General features: G+C 61.0%; 6 protein-coding genes. All 6 read right to left on the bottom strand.

Annotated features, from left to right (window positions below; genetic code table 11):
- Positions 1-391 precede the first annotated feature (391 nt).
- Positions 392-790 (bottom strand): DUF6672 family protein, encoded by a 399-nt coding sequence (locus tag Q0K07_RS05620; protein WP_294557539.1) that lies wholly within the window; start codon positions 788-790, stop codon positions 392-394.
- Positions 787-1899: an ABC transporter permease gene (locus tag Q0K07_RS05615; protein ID WP_294557536.1), complete on the bottom strand. Its 1113-nt coding sequence runs from the start codon at positions 1897-1899 to the stop codon at positions 787-789. The genes Q0K07_RS05620 and Q0K07_RS05615 overlap by 4 nt, the downstream gene beginning before the upstream one ends.
- The gene (locus Q0K07_RS05610; RefSeq protein WP_294557533.1) at positions 1896-2939 is read right to left on the bottom strand and encodes a hypothetical protein; all 1044 of its coding nucleotides are present in this window, start codon (positions 2937-2939) and stop codon (positions 1896-1898) included. Before Q0K07_RS05610 ends, Q0K07_RS05615 begins: the two co-directional genes overlap by 4 nt.
- On the bottom strand, positions 2936-4573 hold the full coding sequence (locus tag Q0K07_RS05605) for a sugar ABC transporter ATP-binding protein (protein WP_294557531.1): 1638 nt from the start codon (positions 4571-4573) through the stop codon (positions 2936-2938). Before Q0K07_RS05605 ends, Q0K07_RS05610 begins: the two co-directional genes overlap by 4 nt.
- A gap of 234 nt (positions 4574-4807) precedes the next feature.
- On the bottom strand, positions 4808-6022 hold the full coding sequence (locus Q0K07_RS05600) for a DUF3798 domain-containing protein (RefSeq protein ID WP_294557529.1): 1215 nt from the start codon (positions 6020-6022) through the stop codon (positions 4808-4810).
- Between the two features lie 284 nt (positions 6023-6306).
- Positions 6307-7848 carry a threonine ammonia-lyase, biosynthetic gene (gene ilvA, locus Q0K07_RS05595; RefSeq protein WP_294557527.1) on the bottom strand — a complete coding sequence of 514 codons (1542 nt, stop codon included), beginning with the start codon at positions 7846-7848 and terminating at the stop codon, positions 6307-6309.
- Position 7849: the final 1 nt, after the last annotated feature.

Below are 7849 nucleotides of genomic sequence, written 5' to 3'. Positions count from 1 at the left end.
CCTTCATGGCATCCTCCCTATGCCGACAATAAGAACTTTTTACCCTTTTGGCAATTAATGAGTCCTGAGCCTAGGCGTTTTTCTGCAGAAGGGTGCGTTTTTCCCCAAAGGCGGCCCGCACCGGGGCCGTTTCTTCCCTGAGGTGCGGAAGATGCGGATATGCCGCCCGGGCCTCCCGCGCCGCCTTCCAAAAAGGCGGGGAAGTCTTTTCTTCGCCTGCGCCGGAGGGCAGTTTCTTGCGCGGGGGTGGCGCGTCACCGGCGGGAAGATGCGGCACAGGGCGGAAACGTTCCGTGCTTTTCGTGCGTTTTTTTTTGCAGAAAAAGGGCATAAAAAAAGCGCTCCGCAGGCCGTTGCCGCCCGGGAGCGCCTTTTTCCCTGAAGAGGGAGCTTATTTTTTAGCCTTCAGCCAGTATTCGGCCACGTTGAGTTCCAGCTTCTCGCCGAGTTCCGCGATGCTGAACTGCACGGAGCGCGTTTCCATGGGCTTGTCGTTTTCGTCCAGCAGGGCGATGACCATGGTGTGCCTTCTGCCCGTGGCGTCGCCGGTGCCGCTGTCGTCTTCCAGAAGGAAGACGGGGTCGTTGCCGTCGATGAACACTTCCGCGGCTTCAAGGGCGGGGTATTCCGTGCCGTCCTGCCCGGTGAAGGCGTAGTTGCCGAGAATGACCTTGTAGGTCTTGCCCTGATCGTAGCACCACACGCCAAGGCCGATGAGCAGCACTATGATGACGCAGTTGACGAGGATATGCTTGAGGATGACCTGTCTGCGGCTGGGGAGCTGTTTCATGCTGCGCCTCCGGCGTTTCCGCGCAGCGCGGCGCGGGCGCGTTCCCTGTCGGCATGGCGGCGCCAGGCATGCAGCACCAGCGCAAGGGAAATGATGGCGTAGCAGACGAACACGCGGAAGTATTCGCCTATCTGCGCATCGCCCACCAGGTATTTGCCGGCCATGGGCGAAACCACGAACATGAGGTGGAAGAGCAGCACGCCCGTGAACACGTTGAGGATGGAGGCGCGCGCCACGGTGGCGCCGCCCACCAGCAGGGAGGCGATGGCGAACACGCCCGCCTGTTCATGGCTGTTGTAGGTGTTCAGCGTGCCCACGTTCTGGAGGAAGATGATCTGCCCGTAGGCGGCGAGCACGGTGGAAATGACGATGGAGATGATGCGCGTGCGCATGACGGGAATGCCCGCCGAATGCGCCACCGAAAGGTCCTGCCCTGTGGCGCGCATGTCCTGCCCGAGCTTGGTGCGGCGGAACCAGATGATGAACAGGCAGAACACGCCGATGAGCAGGAATGTGGCCAGCGGAATGTGAATGCCCATGATGTCGAGGGGAATGGCGTTGTCGAGCGTGCCCCGGATATTGTCGAGGTTGGTCACGTTGCGTATGCCGTAGCCGCGCGAGAGCACGAGTTCCGGGTTGAGAATGGGCACGAGGCTCCCGAAGCCGTAGAGCACCACGAGCTGGTACACGCCGTTCATGAAGAAGCCGAGGATGTAGGAGGTGACCATTTCCCGGCCCCGGGCCTTGTTGAGCACCACGCCGCACATCCAGCCGAAGAGTATGGCGAGGGGGGTGGCGATGAGCGCTGCAAGGGTCATGCCGTAGAGGCCGGAGATGTTCCAGTCGCTGATGAAGATGAGCCCTATCTGCCCGGCCATGGCGCCGAGCACCATGCCGAAGTTGAGGCCCATGCCCGCCATGATGGGAATGAGCAGGGAGAGCACGAGGAAGGAGTTTCTGGCAAGGCGGGTCAGCATTTCCTGAATCAGGTATTCCGCCGTGAACTGGGAATAGTAGATGCCGACGGCGCTCACCAGCAGAAAGACGATGGGCACGGCGTTGCGGACGCAAAAGAGCTTGACGGCATTGCCGCCGGAGGAGCTTTTCATGATCTTACCTTTGTCACGCGGGTCAGGGCGTAGAGAATCATGCCGTTGGAAACGATGATGCGGATGACTTCCGACATGTCGGTCTGCAGCATGCTGTTGATGACCGAGGGGGTCATGGTCAGGATGCCCTGGAAGAGGAACGTCCCCACGATCACGTTGACGATGGAGGCCTTTTTCACCGACGCGCCGCCGATGAGCAGCGCGGCCACGGCGGGGAAGGCCATCATGAACGGACCCATGTAGAGCTGGATGAAGCCGAAGCTCTGTTCATACACGATGATGCCGAGCGCGCCGAGCCAGGTGGAGATGATGACCGAAAGGGTGCGCATGCGGTTGATGTTCACGCCGCTTGCGCGGGCATATTCGGGGTTGGAACCCACGGTGGTCATGGCCGTACCCGTGCGCGTGCGCATGAAGAGCCACATGAGGCCGCACAGCAGCAGGAAGAAGAGGAACATGCCGGTGGGGAAGTAGAAGGCGTCGCCTATGTTGAAGGCGCCTATGTCGCTTATGGCCTTCTGCCAGAATTCCTCCACGGAAACCGTGGTTCTGAGGCCCACGCCCGCATAGCCCCACACCATGTTGGAGCTGGAATAGGGCAGCACCAGCCACATGATGCACATGAAGGCCACGGAGGAGAAGCCCACATAGGTGGCGATCATCATTTCCTCGCCCTTGACCTTGTTGAGCAGAAGCCCGTAGCCCCAGCCGAGCACGACGGCGATGGGCGTGGCGATGGCCATGGCCGTGAACACGCCGGGAATGCCCTTGGCCTCCAGTTCCACACTGGTCACCGCGCCGAGAAGCCCGGCGATGATGCCGAGGGGCAGGCCGAAGTTCAGGCCGCAGCCGGACTGCACCATGGGCACCATGGCGAGCACCAGCACGCCGTTCATGCCGAAGCGCACCAGAGTGTCGCTGAAGGCGGCGTCCACCGGGACGCCCACGAACGGGGAGACGATGAAAAGGAGGACCAGAAAGACCGCAATGAGTACTCTGGGCCAGCCCGCTTCTTCAATGAATTTTTTTATGCGGTTCATGCGCGTGCCGCCTCCGTAGCGTTGGAATTGTCCGACGCGGCCTTTTCCGCTTCGTCGGAACCTGCGCCCATGAGCAGATAGCCGAAGGCTTCGGACGGGGTGCTTGCGGGCAGTATGCCAGCCACGGCGCCCTTGTCGATGATGGCGATGCGGTCGCAGACGGAACGCAGTTCCTCAAGTTCCGAGGAAATCACCACCACGGTCATGCCGTGTTCGCGGTTGTAGCGCTTCAGGGTGTCGAGCACCACCTTCTTCGCGCCTACGTCGATGCCGCGGGTGGGTTCGGCCACGAAAAGCAGCTGCGGCCGGGTTTCAAAGGCCTTGGCAAGGCACACCTTCTGCTGATTGCCGCCGGAAAGTTCCTGCACATGCTGCTTTTCGCCCGTGCACTTGATTTCCAGATCGCGGATGTAGCTGCGGGCGCATTCGGCAATGGCTTCCTCGTCGCGCAGCTTCAGGGGCCCCACACGCTTCAAAAAGCGCCCCTGCATCTGCAGGGAGGTGAAGACGATGTTCCAGGCAATGGATTCCTCAAGCAGCAGGCCCACGCCGCGCCGGTCTTCGGAAACGGCGGAAATGCCCAGGGAGAGGGGGGAGGAGGGGTTGTTGAGCTCCACGTTCTTCCCGTGGAAGGTCACGTTTCCACCCGCAGGGTGCAGGCCCATGATGCCGTTGGCGATGCCGAGCTTGCCCTGACCGGCCATGCCGCCGATGCCGAGAATTTCGCCTTCCCTCACGCTGAGGCTGACGTCGCGCACCGTTTCACCCGGCATGTCCACCCAGAGATGGCTTATCTCCATGGCGGTTTCTCCGGAGAGGGCGCGCTCTTCGCCCGCGCCTTCGTTCTTTTCTATCTTGCGGCCCACCATGGCGCTTGCAATCTGCCGGACGCTGGTTTCCGCAGGCGTGGTCTGGAGCACCACTTCGCCGTCGCGCAGGATGACGATGTCGTCGCACACGCTCATGACTTCCTGCAGGCGGTGGGAAATGAAGATGATGGAAATGCCCTGCGAGGCCAGACGGCGCATGGAATCGAGCAGAATATCCGCTTCCGTTTCCGTGAGCACGGCGGTGGGTTCGTCGAGCACCAGAAGGCGCGTGCCCTTCTTGTCGATTTCCCGGGCGATTTCCGTGAACTGCTTGTAGCCCACGGGCAGTTCCGAAATGGGAGTGGAGCTGTCGAGTTCGATGTTCAGCCTTGCGATGGCTTCATCGGCGCGCTGGGACATGTTCTTCCGGTCCAGGGTGGTGAGCCTGTCGCCGAAAGCCTCCACAAGGGGGTTGTAGACGAGCGTTTCACGGTTGAGCACGATGTTTTCCGCCACCGTGAAGCCGGGAATGAGGGAAAATTCCTGATGCACCATGCCGATGCCCGCCTTCAGGGCGTCCATGGGGCTGCGGAAGTGCACCTCCTGCCCGTCGATCAGGATTTTTCCTTCATACCCGCCTGTTTCCTGAATGACGCGCATGCCGAAAAGAATATTCATGAGGGTGGATTTACCCGCCCCGTTTTCGCCTACCAGGCCGAGAATGCGCCCCTTTCCCAGAGTGAAATTGACGTTCTTCAGCACCCGGTTGGAAAAGTACGCCTTGCCGACGCCTTCCACGCGAAGCAATGGATCTTCTGCGCCCATGGTACCTCTTTGCATAAAGGGCTGCGCCTCCGCCGGGGAAAAAAAGGGAATGAGGGTGCGGAGGCTGTTTCCGAAGCGTTTTCAAAAAACGCGAAAAAAAGCGTATCATAATATGCCGGAAACGGCAAAAGCCGCATCCGGGGGAGGCGCGCTGCCCGGAACATGGGGAAAACGGGCTTTTCCGGCACCTTGTACGATGAGAGGGAAGGCCGAAGCCTTCCCTCCTGAAAAACGTTACTTGATGGTCTTGTACTTGTCGGGCACGGGCACTTCGGTCATGTGCATGTAGCCCTTGCCGAAGATGTACAGGTCTTCAAACACGAGGACGTGGTTCTTCTTTTCCTTGCCGGTGGCAACGTCCACATAGTAGCCGCCGCTCCAGGTGGAACCGGGGGTCGCGGCGTTGTAGGCGGCGAAGACGTCTTCCTTCTTGAAGTGACGGCGGAAGCTGCGGCCGCCGGTCACGCCTTCCTTGGCGTACTTGATGGCGAGTTCGCCGAGGCCGAGGGAGTTGGTGAAGCCGTAGGAGTACGTCCAGGTGCCCATGCGGCCGCCCGCGCCCTTGGCGATGACGGTGTCTTCCACACGCTTCAGGATGGCCGGGAAGTTGCCGGACACGTCGGCGAGGTCAATGCCCAGAGCGCCGGGGTAGCCCATGAGCGGGGAGGGCAGGTCGGCTTCGATGAAGTAGCCGCCCTTGTCTTCGGTGAGGCGCTTGAGCAGAGGTTCGGTGTGGGCGTCGTTGGTGCAGAAGAAGGCGGTCTTGGGGCCGAGCTTGTCGAGCCACTGGGGAACCTGTTCCAGAATGTACTGCTGGGCGCCGGCCACGCCTACGTCGGAGGTGGGATCGGGAGCGCTCATGAAGTGGAAGTTCACGCCGAGGTCCTTGCAGGCGGCTTCCATGATGTTGCGGCGGCGGGAGAGCAGCTCGTAGCTCATGTGACGGGGGAAGGAAATATGCACGAAGTCGGTGACACCGAGCTTCTTGGCGGCGGCGATGATGAGATAGCCGCGGGAGATGTTGTCGGCGTTGATGGCGAGGTCGGCGGCGCTTTCAATGACGTTGGGGTCTTCATGCGCTTCGCCCACGAGGAGCATGATGTCGGGGCGCTTTTCACGGATGCGCTGGAAGGCGGCCGTGGTGCCGGGAATGCCCTGGTTAACGATGACGGCCTTCATGTCGGGGTCATCCGCGAAGGAGACGATCTGGGAAATGGTGGTCTCCATTTCGGTCATGAAGTTGTCGGGGTAGGTGATGTGCTTGATCATGCCGCCGTTTGCGACATCGCCGTACTTCTTGATCAGGGCTTCGGCGCCGCGCAGGTCGTCTTCCGACTGCGACACCGTGCCGGTGCAAATGCCGATGTGGATTTTCGCGGGTTCCGCGGCGACGGCCTGCGTGGCGAAGGCCATCATGCCCAGACACATGGCTGCAAGAAAGCGTTTCACTTCTGATCCCTCCTTGAAGGTAATAAAAAAGGCCCGTAACAGTTCCTTAGGGCTATGATAAATTCAACCTACACCGACAGGACGCAAATTGTCAAAACATCTTGTGCAGAAAGTGCGCGTTGCAGAGCCTGACCCCTGAAATTTCTGACGGAAATGAAAAAAAATACCGGAAAAACGGTGAGGAGCGGCCGGACAGGAAAGGCCCCGGTCTTGCGGCCGGGGCCTTTTTCTTCACATTGCCTGCGACATGCCGCCCCCTTCGGGAGGGCGTGCCGCACGGAGGGCTACTCCATGGGCGCGAGGAACTTTCTGCAGGCCTCGTTGGAGGTTTCGTCCCACCAGGCGAAGCCGAGCTTGTTGAGGTTCGCGTAGAACTCGTCGCACTGTTCGGGAGCCACTTCAAAGCCGCAGGCCACGCGGCCGTATTCCGCGCCGTGGTTGCGGTAATGGAACATGGTGACGTTGAAGTTCGTGCCGAGCGTCTCCAGGAAGTGCAGCAGCGCGCCGGTGCGTTCCGGGAACTGGAAGCTCAGGATGTGCTCGTTCTTCACCATGCTCGGGGCCTTGCCGCCTATCATGTAGCGCACATGGCTCTTGGCAAAGGTGTTGCGCGTCATGTCGGTGACGCTGTAGCCCGCCTCTCTGAGGCCCGCAATGATGCGTTCCAGCTCGTCCATGCCTTCGGTGAGGCGCAGGGAGGTGAAGATTTCCGCCTGCGAGGGATCGGAGAAGCGGTAGTTGAATTCCGTGACCATGCGGTTGCCGAGCTTGCGGCACAGGTCGAGGAAGGCGCCCTTCCTTTCGGGAATGGTCACGGAAATGATGCCTTCGCGCTGTTCGCCCACTTCGCAGCGTTCGGAAACGAAGCGCAGGGTGTGGAAGTTCATGTTCGCGCCGGAAAGGATGGCCGCCGTGCGCGCGCCCGTCATGTCGTGTTCCGCGACGTACTTCTTGAGGCCTGCGAGGGAAAGCGCGCCGGAAGGTTCGGCAATGGCGCGGGTGTCGTCGAAGATGTCCTTGAGGGCGGCGCAGATCTCGTCGTTGGAGCAGGTGATGATCTCGTCGAGGTTTTCGCGCAGCACGCGGAAGGTTTCATCGCCGATGCGCTTCACGGCCACGCCGTCGGCAAAGAGGGAAACGCGCTCCAGCGTGACGGGGGAACCCTTTTCCCATGCGGCCTTGAGGCAGGCGGAGCCCTTGGCTTCCACGCCGATGACCTTCACCTGGGGCAGAATCTGCTTGATGTACACGGCAATGCCCGCGGCAAGGCCGCCGCCGCCCACCTGCACGAAAACGTGGGTCAGGCGGCTGTCCTGCTCCAGCAGTTCCCGGGCGATGGTGCCCTGGCCGGCGATGACGTCGGAATCGTCGTAGGGCGGAATGAGGGTGAGGCCTTCCTTTTCCGCAAGGCGCATGGATTCGGCATAGGCCTCATCGAAGCTGTTGCCGAAGAGCACCACGTTGCCGCCGAAGCGGCGCACCGCGTCCACCTTGATGTCGGGCGTGGTCTTCGGCATGACGATGGTGGCCTTCACGCCGAGCCTTGCGCCGGAAAGGGCGCAGCCCTGGGCGTGATTGCCCGCCGAGGCGGCGATGACGCCGCGCTTCTTCGCCTCTTCGGGGAGTCTGGCAATCTTGTTGTAGGCGCCGCGCAGCTTGAACGAGTGCACAGGCTGCAGATCTTCGCGCTTGAGGCTGACGCGGCAGCCCATGCGTTCCGAAAGTTTTTCCATGTATTCCAGCGGGGTCACGCGGGCCACGTCATACACGGGGGAAAGGAGGATTTTTCGCAGATATTCTGCCGGGGTGGGATGTTCACTGGGCATG

Source organism: uncultured Mailhella sp., assembly GCF_944324615.1.
In the GTDB taxonomy this organism is placed as follows: domain Bacteria; phylum Desulfobacterota; class Desulfovibrionia; order Desulfovibrionales; family Desulfovibrionaceae; genus Mailhella.
The sequence above is the reverse complement of the archived record's forward strand: the minus strand, read 5'-3'. Positions and strand labels throughout refer to the sequence as shown.